Source organism: Pseudarthrobacter sp. KH_020_B (genome assembly GCF_057840185.1).
In genome coordinates, this window is the sequence record NZ_CM174506.1 from 1,154,661 (window position 1) to 1,176,480 (window position 21,820).

A 21,820-nucleotide genomic window follows, 5' to 3' on the forward strand; every position below is an offset into this window, starting at 1 on the left:
AAAAGCAGCTACTTTCTGGGCCGTCAACCCTCCTGCCGGCACCTAGGTGGATGACAGGGGCCGCCGTGCTCCGGTGGAGGCCGGGAGGCAGAACGAGTCCGCATTCGAGGCCGGTTTCGGCCGAACTATGGCTTACCGGAATTCGGCACAACGAGTGTTAGAGCGGCGCCTTCCTCATCGCAGGGAACCGGAAGGCGTCGCTCGTAGATCGAATGGTCGTCAGCCCACACATGCATGCATAGGGGGCTACGCACCGCGTCTTCCAGTTCTTGCAAAAACACATCGGTCTGGACCGGTGCAGCGTGCCCCGGGCCCACGGGACAAAGTTTCCGGTGCCGCCGAGCTCTGCAGTCCGCCCTGCATATCGATGCCACGGGGCGCTCGCCAACGCCGTGCGCTTGGCCCACTACTTTGTTGGAGACTCTTTCATGGATGATTCGCGTGGAAGAACAAGATGTAATTCTGGTATTTCTCCATTGGCAAGTAGGTCTGCGAGCTTTCGCACCGACCGGGCCCGGTCGCGAAGAAAAATCCGATAGGCAGGATCTACGGCTTCGTGAAGGTCTGAATCAGAAACTCCGGCGTAAGGTCCCTGATTCAGATTTTCAAAATCTACCAAATGTGATCGCAGCCGTTCGCGTATCTCGTTTTCATTAGTCCAACTAATACGATCTTTAAGATATGCGATAGGGTCTTTGCGGCCTATGGTTCGGTTTGTTTTCGTTGAAATTAGGGCGCAGTTGAGAACATTCCAGCTATTGATGGATGCGTCGGACAGGAGTTTGTCTGGGAACAAATGATGGTATTCGCGATTCTGGATGCTGGTATAGGATGCTACCGAGTCATCAGCAAAGTCCCGCCCACCGAAATACAATGATGCATTGAGGATGGCTCGTGAGAGGGATTCCTTTTTTGTAGGCCAGCCGGCTCCAAGGAGTTGATCGATGGTGGCCAACGGATGGGCGGACCTGTCCAGGGCAGGAACCGAGGATAGCTGGTCCGATGTGAACTCCTGGGCGAATGGTTTTTCGTCCGTTACCAGGTCCTTTATTGCCTTGAAGTCCGCAAGCGACCTAGTAGACGTGGTCTTTGCATATCGGTCACTGAAGAAGCTGGACCAAAGGTACCGCCGCAAAAGCCGGTGATCGCGAGCTACCCGGTCGCCGTGCGGGTTGGAGTAAAAAAGAGTAGCCGCTATGACCGGCAGAACTGCATATGTAGGAAGTCGTTTCTCATCAAATACCTTCTCCCTCGTAAGAAAATCAGTCATCCGGCCAAAAGCAATTTGCAATTGAGGCCAATTTTCAACCATGCGTTTCTTGTCCAGTTCAATAAAGCCAGCTATAATGGGCGGTTTTTCCTGGATGAGTGCGGATGCGGAGAGGACTAAGTTCTCAAGACTGCCGTATCGCTCGAGTGCAGGCGCGGCCAGTCGCAATTCGTCAACGAGACGATGAAGAGAAATTCCGGCAGCATCCTCAACCTCTGCAACGACGACATCGTACATTGTCAGCGGTTTGCTATTGGTGTTCATGTTGATGAAAACCCTTAGCGCAACCTCCTTGGGCGTATCCTCAGGGAGGGCCAAATAGGGCAGATTGAAATGAGTGACAGTTGATCGCAGTTTGGTAAGGAGGTGGTTCAGATTGTCCTTTGCCGGTTCCAGCATCTCAAAGGCAGCCAACCGCTCTTCAGCTGTCCCTTTGGGATCTGGACGGAGTCTTGCTAGAGCTTTGGCAGTCCAATCTTTGATCTCGTGGTCAATGTCCATCGGGCTCAGTAGCCGCACCGGAATCAGTCCTCTTTGGTAACACTCAGAAGGGTCCTCCACCCATCGGGGCATTTTCAAACCTTGTTTGTTTCGCCAAGTCCTGTACCCGCGAACTGACAGCTCACCGTGTTCTTCATCAGGGGAGGTATCAAGCTGCGGTGCGTGAACGAAAAAAGTGTCCCGATCGTAGTTGTCATGTAGGGCTCTCCAAAATGCAGTTAGGCGCTGTTGCCCGTCCAAAAGATGCATCGTCGTCGGCGACGGTGAGTAGGGCTCTGCAGTGGCGAGGAATCGCGATTCGAAAGCTTCCTTACCCGAGACACGCAGAACTAGTGCTACGCCTAGGGGAAGGTTCTTTACCACTGTGTCCAACAAGCTTTGGATGCGGCGCGCGTCCCAGGCCTGATGGCGCTGGAACCGCGGCAACTTCACCTGCCCGGTCTGAATAACGCCAAACCATTCGGACAGGGATAGGTCGTGAGCCTTAGTTGAAGGTCGCGTGTGTGACACTGCTTATCCCTTTTCCATTTGCGCTGCTACCGATCTAAGCCCCCGCTAGGGCCTCTGTTTTAGACAGCATATAGACCCGATGGAAACGAGCTGCTTGTTGCCGGGGAAGTAGCAGCCCAGCCAAAGCTCGATTTGTGGACGCTGAGGCGACGGCCATCAAATTTGTGCGGTCAGGGTGCGCGGACTTTCGGACTTGTGTTCCTCCACCAGAGTCCTGCGGTAACGGGCGAAATCACGCAGTTCCCGGATCGGCGGCGGCACGAACGACGGCCTATCCAAGCCATGCTCGACCAGCTACGCGATCCACGCCGAATCGGCGACGTCAGTCTTACGCCCGGGAACATTCTTCATGTGCGCCGCATTCAGCAGCCAGACCTCTGGAGTCCGATCCTCCAGCAGGTAGAACACCGGCTTCCAGTACACACCCGTGGATTCCATCCCCGCCCGGGTCACGCTCTGAGCACCCAGCCAATCGCCTAAATCAATCAGCCCGGCGGTGTTGGTGGAAAAGGTGCAAGTCTCCTGCTCGCGTTTCCCCGTTGTTGCAGGCCGCCTGACCGTGTCCCGGTGGACATCGAGCCCGGCGCAATATTGAACGATCTCCTCCATCGCCGTCCTCCTCCATATATGCCGCTTGCAACGTGTTCGCCGGAGGGAGGCCGTCAGTCAAGGACTCTGAAGTTCGGGCTCTAGGGCAGCACGACCGGGTGCCCACGGCCTTCCACGCCACACGATTTTCCGGGCTCACAGGCACCAAGGCCATCGACGTCCAGCCCGGCGAGCCCACAACCAGAATGCCCCCGAGCCAGCACGGAGGAAGAGGGGACCAACTCGGATTCTCATCCGCCCAGGTGCTGCCGCGGAGCTGCATCATGCTCACTATTTCAGTTGGCGTTCCTGGCCCTATTTTCGGCTGGCGTTAACAGGAGGGGCGTCAGCAGCGGCCGGCCGACTAGCGATATCATCTAGCAGACGTATTGTGGCTAAGTAGGTCCAAAAGACCCAGTCAAGAAATTCGTCGCCGAAGTCCGCTTTTTGGGCTTTGTCCCTGTGGCGAATGGTGAATTGGTTGGCTATGCGGAACAGGTCGGATTCATCACCAGCGGAGATTTTCCGCTGGATGATGCGGCGCTTTGGTTCCATCTCTCCGGCTAAAAGCGCGACCGCCGCTCGCTTGTCCACAATCGTGGCATCACGACTTCGGTACATCCTCACTGCATGGGCAACTTCATCCCGTGGGTTATTGGCGCGTTGGGTTACTTGTTCTGCCGCTAAGGCGTTCAAGGGCGATCTGAAACGCCGAACTAAGTGCCCTACTTCTTCACCTGAAGATCCCAAATGGAGCGGTACCTTGTAGCCCGCCAGCAGCGCGTTCACCCTCCACCGATATACGATCTGTCCTGACCTGGCGTTGAAGTTGTCATAGTGCAGGCCGCAATCGTTGAAGCTGTGATACCAGGTTGTCCTTGGCCTCTGCGCTTGATGGTGGAAGAACTCTATGAGCGAGTAGAGGGCCGGCTCTGGAAGGGCATCGGCCTGCTCATTGGTCAACGGCCAGGGTATCTCCAACTTCGTTGCTCGCCGAATTTCCGTGGCTGTATCTGGCCCGTCGCTGTAGTCGTCAACGCAGTCAAAGGGAAGAGTGCGCGGGAAGTACCCTGTTTGCCTCATCTGTTCTATGAGGTCAAGGAAAGCTCGGGGAAACGAAAGTCCTAGGTCGGCGTCAAGCGGCGATAGTTCCTTGGCATTTCTTTCCGCCCAGAAGATCGGCTGCTTGTACGGCTGTAAGCGCGATTCGTCTTCGATGAGAGCCGTGAACCACGTGCGGGCATCTTCCTCGGCCGTTCCCATCGCTGTCCATGCTTTCGCCGAGACGTTGAACCTAGAGTCGAAGAATTCGGCGACTGCTGGGTCTTGATAGGTCTCACGCAGCAGGTGGGCGACTTTGTTCGTCCAGTTTTCTGATCCGAAGTCCTGCAGGATGAGCTGTGCCTCCCATCTGAAGAGAGGCAGCGGCCATCTGAGAGCGTAAACCGGATCGATCATAGAAAGAACACTAGTGCCGCCGGGCGGCGCTACACTCTGTCGGACGCTTCCTCAGGAACCTCCTGGTCGTGGTGGGGAATCGTGCCTAAACCGAAGTTACGTCTGTCGTGACGTGCGAAATCCCCGCGTTGGCGGGGATTTCGCTGTTTCCGGGGTTCCTCCTTCTGTCTACTTCAGTGTCAGCGGGACGTTCTGGCCGATCAGGTCGAAGGCCTTGTGCTGGGTGGGGGTGGGCACGGCCAGGGTGGGGATCAGGGGCGCGGTCTCCTCGGCGCCGTAGCGGATGTCGTTGCGGGTCAGGGTTCCCAGATGGTCCAGCAGGGAGCGGAAGCTGTAGGCGGGTTCCCCTGTGCCGGTGGTGCGCCTGGAGGCTTTGAGCGCGGCGGCCTCGGAGCGGCGGGCGGGGGCGACGGGATCGGCCGGCTCCGGTCTGTTCTCGTCGGTGAACGTCAGCGGTGCCCAGGCTTTCCGCAGGTGCCAGGTCAGGTAGGCAGCGAGCATGCAGATGAACACGTGCGCCCGTACCCGGGTTTCGGTGTAATGGTGGATCGGGCGCAGATCCAGGTCGATGGACTTGATCGAGCGGAAGTCGCGTTCGACGTTCGCCAGGGATTTGTAGGTCGCCACGACCCTGGCCGCGTCCATCCGGGTGTCCGGGATGGTGGTGCGGATGATGTAGATTCCGTCCAGGGCTGCTTCGGCGGTGATTTGTTTCTCGTTGCGGGCGTAGGCGAACGAGGTGTCGCCGATGGTCAGGGTGTAGTGCTTTTCCATCTTGTATCTGCCGATGACCTTGCCGGCGCGCACGCCGATCTTCCCGGCGTCCTTGATGCGCCCGGCTTCGGCGGCGGCGGTGATCTTGGCCAGTTCCGCATCGGTGGCTGCGAGCAGTGCGGTGCGTTTGCGGGCCCGTTCGGCGGCCAGGAGCGGGTTGCGGCAGGCGATGAGGCGTTCGCCCGGATAGTCCGGGTGGGTGATCTCGGCCAGGTTCTGCTCGTCGAACAAGCTCATCTGCAGGGGCCCGTCGTCGGCGGCGAGGGCCTGGATCGCCGGGGCGCGCAGCGCGGTGACCCAGCCGAGGCCGCCGAGTTCCTTGAGCTGTTCGATCCGGGCGGAGGTGATCATGCCGCGGTCTCCGACCATCACCATGTCCGCCAGTCCGTACCGGGTTTTGAAGTCCGTGGCGAGGGCCTCGAACGCGGCCGGGTCCGCGGTGTTCCCGGGCACGACGCGCACGGACACGGGCCGGCCGTCCGGGTCGGTGAGCAGCCCGTACTCGATCTGTTCGAGGCCTTTCTTCCCGTCCCGTGAGTAGCCGCGGGCCGCGAGCGGGCAGTGGTGCCCGGTGACCCAGGACGAGGACAGGTCGAACAGCGCGAGCTTCTCCGGGTTGGCCTCCGGGGAGAGGTGTTTTTGGGCCAGGGCCTTCTCGATTCGTTCCTGCCGGTCGGAGAGCCAGTCCATAGCGGCGTATACCTCGTCCGTCGTGGCGCCGGCGACGCCGAGGTCTTCGGCGAGGGTCGTGTCGGCCCACCAGCGGGTGGTCGCCAGCTTCGAGCCCGGCCGGCAGACCCGGGCAATCACCAATGCCAGGGCAAGATCCCGCTGCCCGGACGCCGGCCCGAGCAGAGCAGGCAGGCCGAGGGCTTTGGCCTGGGCGTGCACCGCGGCGACGTGGCCGTGCGGCAGGGACCGGGTGATGGTGGCCACGGCGTCCGCGGGCACCAGCTGGCGGCCCTTGAGTCCGGCGTCGATGAAGTCGACCACATGCTCGGGCAGGGCCGAAAGGTTCGCGACGGTTTCGTTGCGGACTTTCCCATCCTCGCGGTAGGTCCGGCGCAGGTACGCCGACCGGTAGGCGCGCTCCTGGCCATGCTTGTCCGTATGGGACTTCGTCACTCTGACTACATGAACCGCTCCGCCTCGCTTCGCCATGACAACAGTTTAGAGCGATTTGTACTGCCAGCCTGAAACGACACGACAATTATTCTGACTACACGAAACGGCACAAAACGGGCCTCTCGCCCGGAAACTCAACGAGTCCGGACGAGAGACCCACGTAACTTCGGCCTAAACGGGCCCGAACGTTTAGGGCCATTCCCAACCTTTTGTGATTTACGGCATCCCAGACAAAACGTACGGTCCTGCCACCCTGGATCATCGTCTTGTAGGAGATCTCAACCGCTGCGTGACCAGAAGCGTTAGGGAGCAAAGCGACTTTTACAGTGGGGTCGTTGCGGGTCATTTCTCCGAGGACCACAGGTAATCTGGCGCGGGATTGGGAGGTTCCTGCATACGGCTGAATCTCAACGTTGAAGATCGGCGCGTCACCAATCTTCTGAATCTGAATTAGGGCGCGCCCATCGCGCACAGCACTACCCACATGTAGTCCTGCGGCGCGGCGCGCATCCCGGCGATTATTTATCTGCAATACGAATCCGGCAGCGGCCACCACCAAGGCCGCCAATGGCACCCAGTCCTTCAGATCATCCATCAATTGATATTAGCGGTGCCGACGCCTGCAGGGCTCGCCTTCGACGGGAACCGCTGCGCCAAAAGGCTCCTCAATCCACATGTAGATATCCACGACCCCGCGTAGTCGGGCAGGAGGACCATACTTGTCTGGTGGATGTGCCCTTCCGGGGCCTTCCCCCCTAACAAGACTCCCTTTGTTGACGAAGCCAACTGGACGTCTGCGACGACGAGGTTTCGACAGGCTCGGTTTCGGCGAGCTCAATTGACGGGCTCAACCACCGGCCAGGACAACTTCAACCCCGGAGTCCCGGAACTTCTTCACCTGGGCGGGGTCGGCGCCGTCGTCCGTCACCAAGGTCCAGGGCAGCGCGAGCCGGGCCCAGGCGTGGAACGGCCGCAGGCCCAGCTTGGACGAGTCGGCCAGCACATACACAAGATTGCCGGGCCGGGCCATGAGTTCCTTGAGCCTGGTCTGGGTGTGGTCGGCCTCGCAGATGCCGTCCTCGGCGGTGACGGCGTCGGCGCCGAGGAACACGCGGTCAAAGCTCATCCGTTCCAGGGCGGCCTCGGCGAGCGGGCCCACGAAGCTCTGGCTCAGGCTCCGCAGCCGGCCGCCCAGGCAGTCCACCTCGATGCCCTCTGACTCGGCGAGTTCCTGCATGGTGTTGATGCCCGGCGTGGTCACGGATAACCGATCAAAAGCGCGCAGTTCGTGGGCGAGGGCACCCACGGTGGAGCCGGCGTCGAGCAGGATGTTTTCCCCGGGCCGGATCACGGATGCCGCCCAGCGGGCGATGGCGTGCTTCTGCTCAAAGGCCTCGCCGGTGCGCTGCCGCAGCGACGCCTCAGGGTGGGCGCCCAGGGCCATAGCGCCGTCGGCTTCGGCCCACGGTGGAGGCGGTCACCTCGAACCGAACGAGCAGCGAATTTGGTTTCGACAAGCTCAACCATCGGGGTCTCGACGGGCTCAACCACCGGGTTTTTAACAGGTTCAACCACCGAGGGCAGGCTCAACTACCGAGAGCGGCGGACGCCCAAAACGTCAGATATCGCGCATCCCCGCGCCCCACCAGCCGCCCCAGGGCCTCGACTGCCTCCGAATCCGCGGAGCCCATGTCCGTGGACAGCCAGCGGATTAGGAGCCCGGCGTCGCCGCCGGACCGGACTGCCGACCCGACCGCGAGGTCTAGCTGGTCCCGGAGCAGCTGGACGGCCAGGGCCCCCGGAGCGGCTGAGCAGGGGAGCGCGGTAAGCGTCGAGCGCCTCGGCCACCTGCCCGTCGTACAGCAGCCGCAGCACCCGCCCCGAGTCCGAACAGCCAGCGAGACCGGCGACGAACCGGTAGGGGTTCGACTCCACCGCATCGCCCAGCATCGACCGGACCCGGAACATCTCCGTACGGATGGCCTGCGGCGTGCCCGCATCGCCATAGAGCTCATAGGCCAGTTCCTCTGCGCTCCACCCTTTGGTGCGTGAATCAAGCAGCGCCAGGATCTCCGCCCGGCGCAGCGTCAGCGGGACACGGCTGCCGTCCCGGAACACCGCGGCAGGCCTGTCGCCGAGCAGCTCCAGCGACTCAACGGCCGTGACTGGCCGGCGGGCGGCCTGCCGGGAGGCACTCCGGGCAGGTGAGGCACTCACGGACGTCCCGCCGTCGGGCGTTCCCAAAAGGGCCTCGGCCACCCGGACCGCGCAGCGCACCATCCGCAGCGTGTCTGTGCTGATGGTGTCCAGCGGTCCGGACACATCGAGCACGCCCAGCAGCCGGCCCGTGGCCGGGTCCGTGATGGGCGCCGCCGTGCAGGCCCACTCATGGTGGGTGCGGACCAGGTGCTCGGCGGAAAACAGCTGCACCGGCCGGCCGGTGACCAGCGCCTCGCTGATGGCGTTGGTGCCGATGCCGGCCTCGGACCAGTCCGCCCCTTCGGAGAACTCCAGCCGGTCCGCCCGCCGCAGCACGTCCGGGCTGCCCACCCGCCACAGGATCTCGCCGCGGGCATCGGTCAGCACCAGCAGGTGCCGGCCGGAACTGGAATCGTCGGCCAGCAGGTCGTTGAGCGCCGGCATGACCTGCTGCAGCCGGTGCTCCCGCCGCAGCCCCAGGACGTCGGAAACGTCGTGCAGGTGCCGCGGGCTGTGCTGGTCCGGGCTGATGCCCAGGGCCATGGAACGGCGCCACGAATCCGCCAGGTCGTTCGGGATCTCCGGACGCGGGACGCCGGAGATGACCAGTTCGTGGGCGCGGCGCAGGGCACGCGAGTACTTTGCCGGGTCCGAAAACCTTAGGCCGTAGTCCAAAACAGTGTCCTCCTCACCGGCGGCGTCCTTGCCGGCAGTGCCCGTGTAACGCGGTTGAAACCCCCACTGCGTTGCAATGGTGATGCAGCTCACGCCCGTCCCAGCATATCGCAGGGGATTCCCGCGGGACGGGGCCGCCGGGACCACCAGACACACGGACCATACGCACACAAAGGAGTGGACATGACCGAAACACCCACCGCAGCCGCGCAGGCCTGGCTGACGGAGCTGGATACCGCCCTGCAGCGGCGCGACGTGGACGCCGCCGTCGGGCTCTTCGAGGACGACAGCTACTGGCGCGACTTCGTGGCGTTCACCTGGAACCTGAAGACGCTGGAAGGCAAGGCCGACATCCGCCAGATGCTCGAGGCCACGCTGGACCACGTGCAGCCGTCTAACTGGGCGCTGGCGGAGGACGCCACCGGCGACGCCGGCACCACCGAAGCCTGGATCACGTTCGAAACCGGCGCCGCCCGCGGCTACGGCCACCTCCGGCTGCGGAACGGCAAATGCTGGACGCTGCTCACCACCATGCAGGAGCTGAAGGGCTTCGAGGAGAAGAAGGGGACCCGCCGCGAGAAGAGCGTGGCGCACGAGATCATCAAGGGCCGCCGCTCCTGGCTGGAACAGAAGGAGGAGCGCGAGGCGCGGCTCGGCTACGAGGAGCAGCCCTACACGGTCATCATCGGCGGCGGGCAGGGCGGCATCGGCCTCGCGGCCCGGCTGCGGCGCCTGGGCGTCCCCACCCTCGTCATCGAGAAGAACCAGAAGCCGGGCGACTCCTGGCGGAACCGCTACAAGTCCCTGCACCTGCACGACCCCGTCTGGTACGACCACATGCCCTACCTCAAGTTCCCCGACGACTGGCCCGTCTTCGCCGCCAAGGACAAGATCGGCGACTGGCTGGAGCACTACACCCGGATCATGGAGCTGAACTACTGGGGCGGCACCGAGTGCCTGGGCGCCGAGTTCGACGACGGCACCCAGGAATGGGTGGTCAGCGTCGTTCGTGACGGGGAGCCTGTGACCCTCCGCCCCAAGCAGCTGGTGTTCGCCCTGGGCGTCTCGGGCTACCCGAACATTCCCGCGTTCGACGGCGCGGGGTCCTTCCTGGGGGAGCAGCGCCATTCCTCGCAGCACCCGGGCGGCGGAGACTGGACCGGGAAGAAGGCGGTGGTGATCGGCTCCAACAACTCCGCGCACGATATCTGCGCGGACCTGTGGGAGCACGGCGCCGACGTCACCATGGTGCAGCGGTCCTCCACCCACATCGCCCGCAGCGAGTCGCTCATGGACCTGGCCCTGGGTGACCTGTACTCCGAGAAGGCTTTGGCGGCCGGGGTGACCACGGAGAAGGCCGACCTGCTGTTCGCGTGGCTGCCCATGCGGATCCTGCCCGAGGCGCAGGTGCCGGTGTACCAGGAGATGGCTGAACGGGATGCCGAGTTCTACTCCCAGCTGGAGGCCGCGGGGTTCGACCTGGACTTCGGCGTGGACGGGTCGGGCCTGTTCGTGAAGTACCTGCGGCGCGGCTCCGGCTACTACATCGACGTCGGCGCCTCCCAGCTGATCATCGACGGCCGGGTGCAGCTTCGCTCGGGGGAGGTTTCCAAGATCACGGGCAACGCCGTGGTCCTTGGCGACGGGACCGAGCTGGAAGCCGACCTGATTGTCTACGCCACCGGCTACGGCTCCATGAACGGCTGGCTGGCGGACCTGGTCTCTCCCGAAATCGCGGACAAAGTAGGAAAATGTTGGGGGTACGGCTCCGACACCCCGAAGGATCCGGGCCCTTGGGAGGGGGAGCTGCGCAACATGTGGAAGCCCACTAACGTGCCCAACCTCTGGATCCACGGCGGCAACCTGCACCAGAGCCGGCACTACTCGTCGTACCTGGCCCTGCAGCTCAAGGCCCGGATGGAAGGGCTGGAGACGCCGGTGTACGAACTGCAGGCGAGCCACCACACGCGGTGACTCGGTGGTTGAGCTTGCCGAAACTCTGGTTCCGGCAGCCTCAACCGAGGAGCGAAACCCCAGCGCCAGCTCCTGCATGGTGTTGATGCCCGGTGTGGTCACGGAAAGCTGTTTAAGCCCCGCAGTTCGTGGGTCAGGGCACCTACGGTGGAGCCGGCATCGAGCAGGATGTTCTCCCCGGGCTGGACGCCGCCCAGCGGGCGATGGCGTGCTTCTGCTCGAACGCCTCGCCGGTGCGCTTACGCAGCGACGCTTCCGGGTGGGCGCCCAGGGCCATAGCGCCGCCATAGGTGCGTTCTTGTGACCCTAAGTTTCCCCGCCGGACGGTGTCGAGGCTGGCGCTTACAGTGGCCCGTACCCCGAGACTCCAACCAAGAACGTAGGACACGGTTCGTCGTAGAAGTCCACCTGGAAGGTCACACTCTGTCCGGCAGCCAGGTCGGCATCGGGCGAGGCGTATCCGGTTTGGCTGCCCAGTAGCGAGCCCCCCTCGTCGAAGCAGGTAACGTGAACTCCATAGGGTCCATTCAGCTTGTTTTTGGACGTGTTGGTTGCCTTTCCAGTGACCGAGGTCCCCACGGCGTTGGCTTGGTTGACCGCTAGATCCTGGAAGTAGGGGTCACCTTCAAGCGGCTCTGAAGCAACCGTGAATTCGAGCTTTGTCGTTGCCGGCAGTTTTGCGTCAAAGAAGACGTAACCCAGAGAGACACCGCCGGCTGGCACTACCGCAGGGGAGAAGCCCTGGCTACGGCCGGAGGCCAGGATCTTGCCGGTTTCATCCATGGCGGCCCCGGTGACCTCGACACTGGTGATCGTCTCATCTGTGCCGTTACGCACTGCGACGGGCAGGGTCACGAGTCCGGCGGAATTTACCTTTATGGGGGCGGAGGCCACGACATCGACCTTCCCCGCTCCACCAGCCGGGAAGACGGGCGTGGCGTTACCGGCGAGCCATCCGGCCGCGATGGCGTCGGCCGTTGTTCCCATCTTCACTTCGGCCGCTGTCGTTGCCGGTGCTGCCGACTCTGTGCTGCTGCCGGCGGCGGTACCGCCGCCGGTCTGAGTGGCTGATGCGCCACATCCGCTAGCCGCTAACGCCAGCAGTGCTGCCGCCGCGACGGCACCCAAACGCTTATTCAATGTGTCCCCCTGGAGTGCTTGCTGCCCGTGTCTTCATCGACGGCGGACAGGATGATCTGTACGGGTAATTAGTACACGAACTGGGGCAAAGCACGGCATTCCGCTGTTCCATGACGATCCGCGGCCACCTGGGGGCGGAATTGTTCTGGATCTTGACCGGCTCAAAGCGTTTCGCTGCAGATACCAGCGCCCATGCCCGTCCCAGCCGACCACCGATTCCTAAAGTGTCCTACGGAGCGTCACAGCCGACCCTGACACGCACGGCCCCTAAGATCGGATCTATGCGAAAACATCTAGTCGCACTTGGGGTGGCGGCAATCATCCTGGCCGGCTGCGCGGCCCCCTCAACCCAGCCGGCAGCAACGACTGCGCCGCCAGCAGTCCCTCCAGCATCTGCTACACCGACACCCACTCCGACTCCCACCGAAGCCGCTGACGCAACCGCGGTCGCTTCGGAGCTCAAGGCCAAGGTCCCCAGCATCACCGGGATCACCACCGTCACCGAGGAGCTGGACAGCAACAAGCTCCTTGGCCGGTCCAACCAGTACACCTCGGCAGTGTGGATTGCAGATGCAGGCGCAACCCCGGGTGAGACCGGCATCGACAGCGGCGCGGTGGTGGAAGTGTTCGCCAACGAGGCCGAGGCGACGGCCCGCTCCGAGTACATCCAAGGGATCTTGAAGAAGGCAGGACCTGCCTTCGGCACCGAGTGGCATCACCAGAAGCGCAACGTCCTCCTGCGCGTCAGCGGGGTCCTGAGCCCCAGTGTCAACGATCAGTACAAGGCCGCCGTCGGCTCGTAACCATGTCCCGCCGAACTACAGAAACCCTGCACAGGATTACGTGCAGGGCTTCTGTAGTTTCTACGCCGTCACTGGAACTCGGCTGAGGGTGGTGGTGGCGGTGACCTCGAACCGGGCCGAGCGGTCCGTCCACCAAGGGTAAATGAGGTTGTTAACCTAATGATGCGTGACGAGCACCGTAGTAATTACAGTGGAAGGTTGCCTTCGAATGTAGCGGAGAAGTCTGCTTCTGGATTGGGCCCAGAAACGGTGACTTTTACGGTGGATCCTGCGTCTTCTGGAACCACAGCTCCCACCAGAATCGCGACTGTCTCCCCGGGCTGAAGAATCGGCAGGGAACTACGGCCCAGAACCCCGTCCGGGTCCGGCACCAGTTCACCGACTGCGCCTGTATCACCGTATTTGACAATTGGCTTAGACATGTGGCCTGCATCAAAGGGGTTGACGCTGCTGTTGCTTACTTTGATCTCAAATATGACAGCTCTTCCGGGAGCAGCCGTTGCAGAAACAGGAGTCAGTTCCCTGTAGCCCGATGTTCGCACAGATACGGAAATGCCGGATTCATAGGTTAGAAACGTCCCCAGACGGGCTGGCTTGAGATCTGGGATACAAGCGGACAGGCCGTGGAGACGTCCCTGATCAAAAGAACCGATTCTTTCGAATGGGTCGCCGTGGTCTGCACTACTTGTCCATGAGGTTTCGTCCGCCAAGGTGCTGAGGGCGCTCGCCAGCTCCTTTTGATCGCCGGACTCGAAGACCAAGTCTCCATCCGCAGCGGCACCGAAGAGGGTGGCACCGGCCAGACAGTCAGCCTGCAATTCCGAGGCAGTGGACGTGAGTGATTTGCCAATTCGAGCTTGGATGGCATGGCCCCATTCATGCGCAATGACGAGGTACGGCCAAGAGTCCCCGTCTTTGTAGCCACGAGCCATCAACTCCGTATCCCAGGCCACAAAATCCTGCGGTTGGCAGTACACCGCATTGTCCTCGGGCAGCTGCTGGCTTCCACAGAATGGTGAAGCAGATGATGCCCCGTCGTAAGTGCCAACGATCTTCGGTGCCACGTACTTGCCCGGAAAGTACTCAGCCCAGTGGCGCGACCAATACTTGTTCACGACGCGCTGAGCGGTGTTGATTTCTGCCGAGAGAGCCGGTGGCAGACCGGCCTTGGTTGAGGGCGGTGTGACGGGTCGGACGGTAGCGGGCGTCCCTGTAGCAATCGGTGGAGAAAGGACACGAGGAACCTTCGCTGAATTCCCAGATGCAGTGCTGACCCTATTGCTGTCTACCCCCACCCAAGCCGGTTGTGCTGCCACGACCACTCCTAGGAAGATCGCGGCGAGTCCAACGGTCACCACGACCGCTATCAACGCGAGACGCCAGCGGCCAGCTCTCCTTTCTTCAACCATGGGTGAAGACTAACGGACAGCAGGCCAAATTGAATTTATGCGACGCTGCATTGCCGAACCCTAAGTCGCCATGTCCCGTGCACTCTCGAAATCATCTGTTGCCCCCAAAGATCTAGCCATTGCCAACGCACGGAAGGTTGAGTCCTTCGAAACCGGTGACTGAGTAGTCGGGCCTGTCTAGGCCCAGTGCCGGCAGGCTCAACCACCGGGACCTGGTTCCTTTCCTTGACGGCGCTACAGGCTGAGAGGAGTCTTTATCGCACGGCACTTCCAGCCAGAAGTGCGCCTGAAGCAGCAACATCAGGAGGCCCTCGGGGTTTTGGATACTTCCTCAGTGATGGTGGAGACCCTTCTCGGACCCCTCAGCGTGCGCGGGGCCGGCACGGGCGCCCCGGCGGTCCTGTGGCACAGCCTGTTCGTTGACTCCAGCACGTTCGACGGCGTCCTGCCGGACCTGGGTGCTCATCGCGAACTTGTCGTGATCGACGGTCCCGGGCACGGCGGCAGTCCCGGGCCGCGTAGGCGCTACACACTGGAGGACTGCGCCACAGCGGCAACCCAGATCATCGATGCGCTGCACCTCCAGGGCCGGTGGACTGGGTGGGCAACGCCTGGGGAGGTCATGTGGGAATCGTCTTTGCGGACAACTACCCGTGCCGCTGCAGGACGCTCACCACTATTGGTACGCCGCCGTATCCGCTCACCGCGTCGGAGCGCAGGCAGAACGCCCTGCTCGTCTACCTGTACCGGGTCGTGGGGCCGCGGCCTTTCAGCCGGATCATGGTGGAGGCGTTGGCGGGCAAGGGAGTGGCTACCACCGCCCCGCAGGCTGCGGCCGTGGTGAAGGCGGCTTTTGTGGCCGGGGACCAACGCGGAAAATACTGGGCCATGCAATCAGTGATGATGCACCGCCCCGACCTCCGCCCGGTTCTGCCCCGCCTGCAGATGCCCGTCCTGATGCTGGCAGGCCGCGACGATGCACTGCTCGACGCGGGGGAGGCCGAACGGGCGGCCCTGAGCGCTCCTGACGGTCGCTTCGGACGGGTGACCGGAGCTGGCCATGTCGCCCCGCTTCTGGTGGCCCGGCGTGAAGTCACCGAGCGCGTCCTGGCGTTCTGGTCCGAACACCACGGATGAGAGCCGCGCCGGTGATTTCTATAGAGCCCGACGGCGGCGCGCACCTGGGTGCGTGCCGCCGTCGTCAGCGTGAAACCATTGCCCAGTTTCCTCGGGTGGCGGTACGCTCTTCGTCCCGGCCGTGCCCCTGGAAGGATCAATCATGAATGCCCTGGCTTCAGTCTCGCTGGCGCAGCTGATTCTCCAGGTCATCGGGGCCGGTAAGGCAATCCGGGACGGGATCCCTTACGACGTCCCCATTGGCCGGGGCAAGCCCGAGGACGTGGCGCGCGACATGTGGGGCGTGGGCAGCGGGCTGTCAGCGCCGTGGCATACGCTGGCCGTCCATGCGGCAGGGACCGCTCTGCTGATTGCCAGGCCGCGGCCGTGGGTTAGGCGGGCGGTTGGGTGGCTGGGTGCCGTGTATTACATCTTCGGCATCCTGTGGGAGCGGATCACGCGGGAGTCGTTCCGGCATCCGGACCGGGAGACCACCCCGCTGATCGCTTCAGGACTGGCACTGTCTGTTGCCATGGCGCTGCTCGGTCTGCCCGGACGAAAGCAGCGCGCTGACGCCCCACGTTGACCTCTACGGCCATTGGTGTTTTCAGAAGTGGTGTGCACAAATGTCAGTACCCGGCTGCACAGCCGTTCCTTGTGCATATGCGGGATCCGCATCGCTTCCGGTCCAGACAGCACCGCCTCCAGGGCAGGGCGTCACCTCGAACGCCAGGCCATCACGCTGGGCCCGCAGGTGGCGCCCGTCATCCTCGACGACTTCCCAGCCCGCCTCTGGCAGCGCTGCACGATAGTGCTGCAACACATCGACGTCTTCTGAGATCGCAAACCAGCGGGCACAGCCGCCGACACCACTGATGCCGCCGCCGCTGTAAAGGCCAATGTGTTCGATGGAATCGAACGCCTGCTGGGACTCACGGTCCGCAGTGGCCATGGGCTCATCCGTGCCCTCGGTCACGCATTGCGGAGCGGAGTCGAACTTCTCGGTCTTCTGCCCCATCGCCAAGGGGGTGACAGCGAGCATCCCGAGGAGCATGAGGATCGGGATGGCCCCGGCCGTCAGCCGCATCCACAGTCGTGGCGAGAGCACCAGGCCGATCACGGCAACCACCGCGACCAGACCAAGCGCCAATCCGGCGGGCCGGCCGTCAACCCCCACGTAAGCCCCTCGAACGCGGTATCCGTGACAGTGCCATACACGGCCGTGAAACCGTAGTGGACCAGCACAGCCAACAGAGCCAGTCCTGCCTCTATGACGAGCAGCACCGCAGCAGAAACGACTCGGCCGGTCATGGGCATGGCTCATTGTAGGTTCCGCCTGACCTGCTGTACATGGGTCGACGCTCGCAGCGCCCTCGGCCCTGTTGCAAGATATGTTGCAACCCCTCTTGACGCCCGCGCTTCTTGCGAGCAAACTTGAATCACCAACCTCTCTTGTAACCTATCTTGGAGTTGAAATGTTTATTCCGATCACCGTCCACGTCCCGGAACACCGCGTTGAGGAGTTCTACATCCGTTTTGGAGAATTCCTCGCCGACGTCCCCGATCCGGATGCGCCCACGCGGCTGCCGTCCGGGACCGTCCCTTCCTGGGTTGAGGCCGACGAAGCTCCAGCAATCGCCGCGACCCTATGGGAGAAGATCTCGCCGCAGGGACAAGGAGTTCTCCTTCACTTGATCCGGGCGACCGGTGACGAAACCGCGCACTTCCTTCCAGAGGAGATCGCCAAGGCGATCTCGCACCCGAAAGGCGCGTCGGGCGTCGCAGGCACTCTCGGTGGCGTGGGGAAGGCCATACGTCGCGCGGGGCTTCCGATGTACACCACCCCCAAGGGCCATTCCTGGCACTACATCTGGGATTGGGACGGTCAGCGCTACTCCATGACCCCCGAGGTCGCCCGGCTCTTGCGCACGGCAGCCGATAACTGACGGCAACGAACCTTCCATGAGGACTTGCACCTCACCGAGGAGATCGACGTCGCCAGCCTGATGAGCGAGCTCGGCATGACGGAGTACATCCGGCGGCGGCGCATGACCGTCGCCGCAGCCGATGTCATAGGAGAACGCGACCTGTTGGGGACTGCGGTGCGCTTCGGCTATGGCTCCATCGAAGCATTCAACCGGGCGTTCCGGGCGGTGCATGCGTCAGCCCCGCCGAAGTGCGCAGGGACGGTGGCCCCCTTCGGACACAACCACAGCTCAGGTTCCGCCTGGCGATAGAAGGAAATACCACCATGGATACCCGCATCACCGATCAACCGGCCTTCCGGCTCGTTGGCCACGCGGCCCGCGTACCGCTCATTCAAGAAGGCCCCAACCCGCACATCCAGGCGCATATCGCGTCGCTGCCCGAAGCGGAGCACCTTCGCCTTAAGACGATGAGCAACACCGAGCCCGCCGGACTGCTTCAGGTGAGCGCCGACGTCGACCCCGACTACACCGAGGGCAGCGAGCTGACCTACCTGCACGGCGGGCCAACTTCACCAACGGGGAAACTGGGGACGACAACTACGGCCACGGCACCCACGTGGCCGGCATCGTCGCCGCCAGCCACGACACCGTGGGGGTGGCCGGGACGTGCCCGGGGTGCACCATTCTGGACGGAAAAGTGCTGAACGACAGCGGGATCGGATCCAGCTCAAGCCTTGCGAACGGCATCAACTGGGCGGTCAGCAATGGCGCGAAGGTGATCAACATGAGCCTTGGAGTGCGGGCGTCACGCACCCTCGAAACTGCCGTCAACAACGCATGGGCCCGGGGCGTGGTGCTCGTCGCCGCGGCAGGCAACGGCGGTACCAGACCAAGATCTACCCGGGCGCATACCCCAACGTCATCGCCGTGGCCGCTACCGACAACTTTGACGCCAAAGCATTGTTCTCCACCTACGGCGCCAGCTGGGTGGACATCGCAGCACCCGGAGTCAACGTCTACTCGACGTTCCCCAACCACAAGTTCGTCCTTGAGGGGCAGTACAACCGGTCACGGGGTTACGACGTCGGCAACGGCACCTCGATGTCCTCATCGATCGTCGCTGCCACGGCCGCCCTTGTGTGGAGCAGGAACACTGGCGCTACCAGTGCGGTGGTCCGGGACAAGGTCGAATTGACGGCGGATGCTATTTCTGGCACCGGAACGTACTGGAAATATGGCCGTGTGAACGCTGACAAGGCCGTCCGGTAGTCATTGTTCGGGGGTCGCGTACCGCGTCTTGCGGAAGCGCTAGGGCCGGCTCACCCGGGCCGGCCGCATCATGGATCATGTCAAAGGCGTTCGCCTGTCGAGGCCAGTAATGCTCATATGACGTGATGCAGGGTTGGGTGAGGCTCAGTTCCGAGGGGAAGCGCCAGGGTCTGCGGTGACTGCCTCGAGCAGACGGTCGAAGCTTTCCACTCCGTAATCGGGCGGCGTGGCTGCCAGCACGACGTATGTGGTGGTGATCGGTTTCATGATGGGTTTTGCATGCTTCGAGGGCTTCGGTGAAGTATTCCGAATGACTTTGAGCTCCAGACCAGCTACCCCGTTCACAGACAGCGGCCTGGTTTTGCCAGTGACGAGCAGCAAGCGCAAATCGTCAGCCCCGAGTTGGGCAGCGCTGTCGACGGAGAGTTCGTGGAGTACTTCGTTCACAGACGCGGTCACCCCCTGGAGAAATGCCCGCTCTCGAGCACTCCTGGCGAGGATGCTCAGTGCCGTGAAAGTGGTTGCAAACATAGCCACGAACAACACCACGGCGGACACGTCCCTCAGGCCAGGAATCACGAGCATCAGGAGGAAGCACAGGGCGAGTCCCACCACCGATAACTTGCCGAATAAAGCACCCGCTCCGTCGTCTGGCCTCCCAGTCCACTCCTTGTCAGTGAAACTGCAGACGACCCGGTGCTTAGTTTGTGGGTTCTTCATGATCAGTTCCCTTTCACCTCCAGCAGGGCCTCGGCAAGAATAATGGCCTCCCGGGCCTCACGGAGGCTGTCACGAAGGCCGGGGTCGGGGACGCCGAAGCTGAGATTGTCGGCGGAGACCGACAGGTCCGCGGCGATTTTGCTGAGATTCTCCCGCTCCTGGGCGATCCTTCTCGATGACGCTAATTTGACCGTGCTCTTGTCCAGTTCAACAAGCGCCGCGTTGATGTGGTCCCGGCGCGCCCGGATCCCGCTGCACACCTGCTGGAGCCGCTGCGCGCGATTGCTGAACATCTGCTCCATCTTCAGGGCAACCTCATGGAGTTCGCTGAGGCTCCGGTAGGTCCGGGCCTGCTGCTTTGCGGCTTGGAGGTTGAGGAGCTGACGGACTCGAGTGCGTCGCTGACCCCAAAACTCGACGCCTGCGTTGTTCTGGTCTAAGAGGAGTCCGGCGGCGTCCAGGGCCGCGCTCAGGGCATCCCGACGGGGAGTGAGCTTGGCGGCCGCTGATTTCAACCGGCCGATGAACTCGCCATAGTTGTCGAGCGGTACCGCAACCGCGTCGTCCCTGCCGGCCAACTGAACGGAGGGGCTGGCCAGGGGTTCATTTGCGGGCGTTGGAGATCCCTCCGCTGCTCCGATCCTGGGCGGGTTGGCAGGCATCCGCGGCGGGACAGGTCGTGGGTCGCGACCGGACTCAGGTGCGCTGTTGCTCATGAGTAGCCATCCCATTCATGATCAATCACGGAGCAGGAGCGTGATGCGCGCGCCTACTTGTGAATAGTCATTCTAAAGCTCGAGGCTGCCGTTGTCTCCGGCAGGGGATTGACAGCCCAACCGCCGGGTTTCGACGGGCTCAAGGACGCAGCCGCGACTGTCGTCAGGGCCGTTGTACTTTTGATTAGAGCGGACGCGTTACATGTAACATTGACCTATGAGCGTACGGGATCGCGTTGCACGCCACAGGCTCGCCATGCGCGAGCGTGGCTTCCGACAGATTCAAATGTGGGTGCCGGACGCACGCACGGAGGAATTCAAGCGTGAAGCGCGCCGGCAAGCCATGGCAGTTGCCGCCGCAGACCGCGCCGGTGACGACCAGGATTTCGTTGAGCAAATTTCGGAAGACTGGCCGGAGTGAATCGAGGCGAGCTGTGGACGGTCTCAGGCCGAACAAATGCGCAAAAACCAAGGCCAGCACTGATCATCCAGGATGACCTGTTTGCGGCGTCAAAGTCGATCACCCTCCTGCCCTTAACGTCGCAACTGACGGACGCCCCACTGCTGAGGCTGACGGTTGAACCCGGCCAACTCACTGGCCTGGAGCGCGTAAGTCAGATCATGGTGGACAAGCTGACCACGGTGCGTCGCGCCAACGTTGGCCAGCGAATGGGGCGAGTGGATGCCAAGACCATGGTCGCAGTCGAGCAGTCGTTGGCCGTCTTTCTTGGTCTGGGACGCTGACTCACACACCTGGTGTTGTAGGTTCAATGGCTAGGTCTCGGCGGGGACGACGCCATGACGGCGCTCCTCGATTCGGCCGAATACTTCGTCCAACCCGGCGGGAGGTAGCCGACGTCGTGCGGTGGTTTCGACGGGCTCAACCACCCACCAGCCCCGGCGCGCCGTCGTGGATCGCGAAGGAGGCCTTCGTGCTGACGGGGGATCCCGGCGTCGTGACGTAGTCCAGCACTCGGAAGTCAGCGGTCATCGCGTCCTTGGTGATGCGGGTGGTCACGTAGCCGCGGTTGTCGTTGTAGAACTTCAGGTGCGGGTTCCAGGCCATGGTCGGATCGGTGGTGGAGCCTGTGCCGTTGCCGGTTGACGTGATGGAGGTGCAGACCAGTTCCGAGCCGACCACGGGGGAGGCGGGGTCCTTGTAGTCGACCTTGATGTCGTTGGCCCAGTTGCGGTGCACGTCGCCGGTGAGGACCACGGCGTTGCGACGTTGGCGTCCACCCAGCCCCGGGTGGAGCGGCGGCGAAGCCGTCCCATCCGTCCATGGAGACGTCATCGATCTCCGGGGCCTGGTTGCGGTCCGTTTCGGCGAAGTAGACCTGCTGGCCCAGGATGTCTCAGCGCTGGGTGGAGTTCTTGAAGCCGGCCAGCAGCCACTTCTCCTGCTCGGCGCTGGTGATGGTGCGGTCCTCGGCGAGGCGTTCGGTGACGTTCTTTTTCCAGCCGTCGCCCTCGAGCTGGTCGTCGCGGTACTGCCGGGTGTCCATCATGTGGAAGTTGGCCAGCTGCTGGAGAGCTCATCCACGAGGTCCGCGAAATCCGCAGCATCACCGATACGGCCAACGCCAGCTCATCAGGCACGCCCTCAACCGCGGCTTCAGCCAGAGCGAGGCACTGCAGCCGGCCC

At 62.7% G+C, this 21,820-nt stretch carries 19 protein-coding genes and 4 pseudogenes; 9 read left to right on the plus strand and 14 right to left on the minus strand.

From position 1 onward, the window contains the following. Nucleotides 1–406: 406 nt before the first annotated feature. From AC3IT0_RS05530 to AC3IT0_RS05560, 7 genes and pseudogenes are all read right to left on the minus strand, one after another. Nucleotides 407–2,281: a GmrSD restriction endonuclease domain-containing protein gene (locus tag AC3IT0_RS05530; protein ID WP_489322768.1), complete on the minus strand. Its 1,875-nt coding sequence runs from the start codon at nucleotides 2,279–2,281 to the stop codon at nucleotides 407–409. A 294-nt stretch (nucleotides 2,282–2,575) separates the two neighbouring features. Further along, the gene (locus AC3IT0_RS05535) at nucleotides 2,576–2,890 is read right to left on the minus strand and encodes an IS110 family transposase (RefSeq protein WP_489322769.1); all 315 of its coding nucleotides are present in this window, start codon (nucleotides 2,888–2,890) and stop codon (nucleotides 2,576–2,578) included. 294 nt (nucleotides 2,891–3,184) lie between these two features. Beyond that, a complete protein-coding gene (locus tag AC3IT0_RS05540) occupies nucleotides 3,185–4,327 on the minus strand; it encodes a hypothetical protein (RefSeq protein ID WP_489322770.1) in 1,143 nt (380 codons plus the stop codon). Nucleotides 4,328–4,495: 168 nt separating this feature from the next. Further along, nucleotides 4,496–6,262 (minus strand): IS1634 family transposase, encoded by a 1,767-nt coding sequence (locus tag AC3IT0_RS05545; protein WP_489322771.1) that lies wholly within the window; start codon nucleotides 6,260–6,262, stop codon nucleotides 4,496–4,498. A 58-nt stretch (nucleotides 6,263–6,320) separates the two neighbouring features. Then, nucleotides 6,321–6,821, minus strand: a complete 501-nt coding sequence (locus AC3IT0_RS05550) for a hypothetical protein (protein ID WP_489322772.1) — start codon at nucleotides 6,819–6,821, stop codon at nucleotides 6,321–6,323. A 252-nt stretch (nucleotides 6,822–7,073) separates the two neighbouring features. Next, nucleotides 7,074–7,725: pseudogene (locus AC3IT0_RS05555) on the minus strand (DeoR/GlpR family DNA-binding transcription regulator); the annotation flags it as partial. Nucleotides 7,726–7,816: 91 nt separating this feature from the next. Beyond that, on the minus strand, nucleotides 7,817–9,193 hold the full coding sequence (locus AC3IT0_RS05560; RefSeq protein ID WP_489322773.1) for a GAF domain-containing protein: 1,377 nt from the start codon (nucleotides 9,191–9,193) through the stop codon (nucleotides 7,817–7,819). Nucleotides 9,194–9,283: 90 nt separating this feature from the next. Between AC3IT0_RS05560 and AC3IT0_RS05565 the strand changes: the two genes are divergently transcribed. After that, the gene (locus AC3IT0_RS05565; protein ID WP_489322774.1) at nucleotides 9,284–11,074 is read left to right on the plus strand and encodes an NAD(P)/FAD-dependent oxidoreductase; all 1,791 of its coding nucleotides are present in this window, start codon (nucleotides 9,284–9,286) and stop codon (nucleotides 11,072–11,074) included. A 342-nt stretch (nucleotides 11,075–11,416) separates the two neighbouring features. On the opposite strand, the gene AC3IT0_RS05570 is transcribed toward AC3IT0_RS05565, so the two are convergent. After that, on the minus strand, nucleotides 11,417–12,214 hold the full coding sequence (locus tag AC3IT0_RS05570; protein ID WP_489322775.1) for an FxLYD domain-containing protein: 798 nt from the start codon (nucleotides 12,212–12,214) through the stop codon (nucleotides 11,417–11,419). Between the two features lie 281 nt (nucleotides 12,215–12,495). On the opposite strand from AC3IT0_RS05570, the gene AC3IT0_RS05575 reads away from it, so the two are divergent. Beyond that, complete coding sequence (locus AC3IT0_RS05575; protein WP_489322776.1) at nucleotides 12,496–13,017, plus strand: hypothetical protein; 522 nt, start codon at nucleotides 12,496–12,498, stop codon at nucleotides 13,015–13,017. Nucleotides 13,018–13,202: 185 nt separating this feature from the next. Here AC3IT0_RS05575 and AC3IT0_RS05580 read toward each other — a convergent pair whose 3' ends face one another. After that, nucleotides 13,203–14,426, minus strand: a complete 1,224-nt coding sequence (locus AC3IT0_RS05580; RefSeq protein WP_489322777.1) for a neutral zinc metallopeptidase — start codon at nucleotides 14,424–14,426, stop codon at nucleotides 13,203–13,205. A 331-nt stretch (nucleotides 14,427–14,757) separates the two neighbouring features. After that, nucleotides 14,758–14,925 (minus strand): hypothetical protein, encoded by a 168-nt coding sequence (locus AC3IT0_RS05585; protein ID WP_489322778.1) that lies wholly within the window; start codon nucleotides 14,923–14,925, stop codon nucleotides 14,758–14,760. A 125-nt stretch (nucleotides 14,926–15,050) separates the two neighbouring features. On the opposite strand from AC3IT0_RS05585, the gene AC3IT0_RS05590 reads away from it, so the two are divergent. Together AC3IT0_RS05590 and AC3IT0_RS05595 are read left to right on the plus strand one after the other, a co-directional pair. Beyond that, nucleotides 15,051–15,563, plus strand: coding sequence for an alpha/beta fold hydrolase (locus tag AC3IT0_RS05590; protein WP_489322779.1), 513 nt, complete (start codon nucleotides 15,051–15,053; stop codon nucleotides 15,561–15,563). Between the two features lie 142 nt (nucleotides 15,564–15,705). After that, on the plus strand, nucleotides 15,706–16,128 hold the full coding sequence (locus AC3IT0_RS05595) for a hypothetical protein (RefSeq protein ID WP_489322780.1): 423 nt from the start codon (nucleotides 15,706–15,708) through the stop codon (nucleotides 16,126–16,128). Nucleotides 16,129–16,149: 21 nt separating this feature from the next. Here AC3IT0_RS05595 and AC3IT0_RS05600 read toward each other — a convergent pair whose 3' ends face one another. Next, a complete protein-coding gene (locus AC3IT0_RS05600) occupies nucleotides 16,150–16,719 on the minus strand; it encodes a hypothetical protein (RefSeq protein WP_489322781.1) in 570 nt (189 codons plus the stop codon). Nucleotides 16,720–17,017: 298 nt separating this feature from the next. On the opposite strand from AC3IT0_RS05600, the gene AC3IT0_RS05605 reads away from it, so the two are divergent. The 3 genes and pseudogenes from AC3IT0_RS05605 (at nucleotide 17,018) to AC3IT0_RS05615 (ending at nucleotide 18,739) form a co-directional block, all read left to right on the plus strand. Beyond that, on the plus strand, nucleotides 17,018–17,488 hold the full coding sequence (locus AC3IT0_RS05605) for a DUF6416 domain-containing protein (protein ID WP_489322782.1): 471 nt from the start codon (nucleotides 17,018–17,020) through the stop codon (nucleotides 17,486–17,488). 24 nt (nucleotides 17,489–17,512) lie between these two features. Then, nucleotides 17,513–18,030 (plus strand): annotated as a pseudogene (locus AC3IT0_RS05610) (helix-turn-helix domain-containing protein); the annotation flags it as partial. Nucleotides 18,031–18,086: 56 nt separating this feature from the next. After that, nucleotides 18,087–18,739, plus strand: a pseudogene (locus AC3IT0_RS05615) (S8 family serine peptidase). A gap of 144 nt (nucleotides 18,740–18,883) precedes the next feature. Here the strand turns inward: AC3IT0_RS05615 and AC3IT0_RS05620 are convergent. Beyond that, a complete protein-coding gene (locus AC3IT0_RS05620; protein ID WP_489322783.1) occupies nucleotides 18,884–19,459 on the minus strand; it encodes a hypothetical protein in 576 nt (191 codons plus the stop codon). Between the two features lie 2 nt (nucleotides 19,460–19,461). Beyond that, the gene (locus tag AC3IT0_RS05625) at nucleotides 19,462–20,175 is read right to left on the minus strand and encodes a hypothetical protein (RefSeq protein ID WP_489322784.1); all 714 of its coding nucleotides are present in this window, start codon (nucleotides 20,173–20,175) and stop codon (nucleotides 19,462–19,464) included. A 217-nt stretch (nucleotides 20,176–20,392) separates the two neighbouring features. Between AC3IT0_RS05625 and AC3IT0_RS05630 the strand changes: the two genes are divergently transcribed. Then, nucleotides 20,393–20,596, plus strand: a complete 204-nt coding sequence (locus tag AC3IT0_RS05630; protein WP_058929780.1) for an antitoxin MazE-like protein — start codon at nucleotides 20,393–20,395, stop codon at nucleotides 20,594–20,596. Then, nucleotides 20,593–20,919, plus strand: a complete 327-nt coding sequence (locus tag AC3IT0_RS05635; protein WP_489322785.1) for a type II toxin-antitoxin system PemK/MazF family toxin — start codon at nucleotides 20,593–20,595, stop codon at nucleotides 20,917–20,919. The genes AC3IT0_RS05630 and AC3IT0_RS05635 overlap by 4 nt, the downstream gene beginning before the upstream one ends. Nucleotides 20,920–21,055: 136 nt before the next feature. Here AC3IT0_RS05635 and AC3IT0_RS05640 read toward each other — a convergent pair. After that, a pseudogene (locus tag AC3IT0_RS05640) lies at nucleotides 21,056–21,701 on the minus strand (alkaline phosphatase D family protein); the annotation flags it as partial. Between the last annotated feature and the right edge of the window lie 119 nt (nucleotides 21,702–21,820).

Bases quoted from the DNA above. Each gene is read 5' to 3' on its own strand.
- AC3IT0_RS05535 (WP_489322769.1), bottom strand. From the start codon at position 2,890: ATGGAGGAGATCGTTCAATATTGCGCCGGGCTCGATGTCCACCGGGAC.
- AC3IT0_RS05540 (WP_489322770.1), bottom strand. From the start codon at position 4,327: ATGATCGATCCGGTTTACGCTCTCAGATGGCCGCTGCCTCTCTTCAGA.
- AC3IT0_RS05545 (WP_489322771.1), bottom strand. From the start codon at position 6,262: ATGGCGAAGCGAGGCGGAGCGGTTCATGTAGTCAGAGTGACGAAGTCC.
- AC3IT0_RS05550 (WP_489322772.1), bottom strand. From the start codon at position 6,821: ATGGATGATCTGAAGGACTGGGTGCCATTGGCGGCCTTGGTGGTGGCC.
- AC3IT0_RS05565 (WP_489322774.1), top strand. From the start codon at position 9,284: ATGACCGAAACACCCACCGCAGCCGCGCAGGCCTGGCTGACGGAGCTG.
- AC3IT0_RS05575 (WP_489322776.1), top strand. From the start codon at position 12,496: ATGCGAAAACATCTAGTCGCACTTGGGGTGGCGGCAATCATCCTGGCC.
- AC3IT0_RS05580 (WP_489322777.1), bottom strand. From the start codon at position 14,426: ATGGTTGAAGAAAGGAGAGCTGGCCGCTGGCGTCTCGCGTTGATAGCG.
- AC3IT0_RS05595 (WP_489322780.1), top strand. From the start codon at position 15,706: ATGAATGCCCTGGCTTCAGTCTCGCTGGCGCAGCTGATTCTCCAGGTC.
- AC3IT0_RS05605 (WP_489322782.1), top strand. From the start codon at position 17,018: ATGTTTATTCCGATCACCGTCCACGTCCCGGAACACCGCGTTGAGGAG.
- AC3IT0_RS05620 (WP_489322783.1), bottom strand. From the start codon at position 19,459: ATGAAGAACCCACAAACTAAGCACCGGGTCGTCTGCAGTTTCACTGAC.
- AC3IT0_RS05625 (WP_489322784.1), bottom strand. From the start codon at position 20,175: ATGAGCAACAGCGCACCTGAGTCCGGTCGCGACCCACGACCTGTCCCG.
- AC3IT0_RS05630 (WP_058929780.1), top strand. From the start codon at position 20,393: ATGAGCGTACGGGATCGCGTTGCACGCCACAGGCTCGCCATGCGCGAG.